1 protein-coding gene is annotated in these 804 nt (G+C 62.9%); it reads left to right on the top strand.

The features are described from left to right. Nucleotides 1-804 (top strand): AMP-binding protein (locus tag ACZ9W6_RS17555; protein ID WP_465192480.1); only part of this gene is annotated, 804 nt, incomplete at both ends.

Genomic DNA, 804 nt, shown 5'->3' with positions numbered 1-804 from the left:
TTGCACTATCGGTCGACGATCTGGGCGCAGGCTTCAGCCTCGCCGCGCAGAGCGTTGCCAGTATCGCCACCGAACGCTTGTGCGACTACATGACACTGGCGCTGACGGGCATTACCGCAGCGCTGGCCCAGGCACCGGCTACCCCGCTGACGCAGCTGAACCTGTTGCCAGCGGCCGAACACGCTCTGCTGCAAAGCTGGGGCGTCAACGAGACGACTTACCCGGACGTCAAACCGGTGCACGAGCTATTCGAAGCGCAGGCGGCGGCCAACCCTGAGGCTGTCGCGCTGATCTTTGGCGAAACAGAACTCAGCTACCGCGAACTCGACAGCCGCGCCAACCGCCTCGCGCATCAATTGCTGGCGCAAGGTATCCGGCGTGAAGCCCGCATCGGCATCGCGCTGGAGCGCAGTATCGAGATGGTCGTCGGCTTGCTGGCGATTCTCAAAGCCGGTGCCGCCTACGTGCCGCTGGACCCGGACTACCCGGCGGATCGTCTCGCGCATATGGTAGAAGACGCCGGTCTGAGCCTGCTGCTAACGCACTCGGCGCTGGTGGACAAGCTGCCTGCGGCCAACGTGCCAGTGGTACTCGTGGATGTGGTGCCGGATGCGGACTATCCGGCCAGCAAGCCAACGGTGACGGTGCATCCGGAGCAGCTCGCGTATGTGATCTACACCTCGGGTTCGACGGGCAAGCCGAAGGGGGCGGCCAACCGACACATCGCGCTACATAACCGTTTGCAGTGGATGCAGTCGGCCTATGTTCTGGATGAAACGGATACCGTTTTGCAGAAGACACCAT

The sequence above is a fragment of the Vogesella lacus genome (genome assembly GCF_979366295.1).
This window is presented reverse-complemented; position numbering and strand designations above follow the sequence as displayed.